Consider the following 817-nt stretch of genomic DNA (forward strand, 5'->3'; position numbering starts at 1 on the left):
TTTGAGGAATAATCCAGATCAATTAAATCAATTCGCTGTCGTTCTGATTTGTTTAATTAACCAAGTATCATTCTTCCGTTCAAACTTGTACTGGGTACCATTCGCCAACGTGACCAACAAATAACCATTTTCGTGATGAAAGCAACTTGCTCCTACGTAAGTTTGATAACTCACCGCACCTTGATTCACGGCGGGAAACTCAATGACGTCGCCCATCTCATCGCAAAAATGCCACCCCGTAAGCGATCCTTTTTCAGAGTGTACGTCGTGCATCTGGTAGTCGAAACTATGTCGCCAACCATGTCCTAAGCCAGTGTCTAAAGACAAATGAGGAACGATAGGTGACGAGAAAACTCATGCGATGATGAAGTGTTAAGTCACACAGTGTTAGGATTTCTTCACCCGTCACCATAGAAACCGGATCGCCGGCTTTTTCATGATGTTTACTGCTTTCGGCTTGCGCTTCGTCACAAGTTTTGTCATCACTGGTTTGGCTCTCTGTTTTCCCATCTGACGCGGGTTTTGACTCTTGGTTTGAGGTGGTGGTGTTAAAATCGTTGGTTTTAATGATGCTGGCGTCACGCTTTCAAACTGAACGACATGCAGCCTTCTTGCTGCCAGTGCCGCACTCAGCGACGCGACGTAATCTTCGAAGACTTTTTCATCGCTGAAAGGGACTTGGGGTATATTGGATCGCCCAACCAACCGCTTACCCTCAGCTATGTCTTCTAACGAAGCAAGCTTAAATTTTTCGACAAMMTGTTGAGCAACCAATTCTGTCGAGAAGTGCAGTGTCTTCCCTTCAGCGATTGGCTGG

The 817-nt window shown here is 45.6% G+C and carries 2 protein-coding genes; both read right to left on the reverse strand.

The window, feature by feature from the left end:
• Positions 1 to 27 precede the first annotated feature (27 nt).
• Complete coding sequence (locus CIK04_RS35110) at positions 28 to 273, reverse strand: hypothetical protein (RefSeq protein ID WP_325206037.1); 246 nt, start codon at positions 271 to 273, stop codon at positions 28 to 30.
• Positions 274 to 405: 132 nt separating this feature from the next.
• Positions 406 to 817: hypothetical protein (locus CIK04_RS35115; protein ID WP_325206038.1), on the reverse strand; the 412-nt coding region annotated here is incomplete at its 5' end.

The sequence above is a fragment of the Vibrio sp. 03_296 genome (assembly GCF_002265885.1).

What these genes read in the sequence shown, in the direction of transcription:
- CIK04_RS35110 (WP_325206037.1), bottom strand. Translation starts at nt 273, where the DNA reads ATGCACGACGTACACTCTGAAAAAGGATCGCTTACGGGGTGGCATTTT.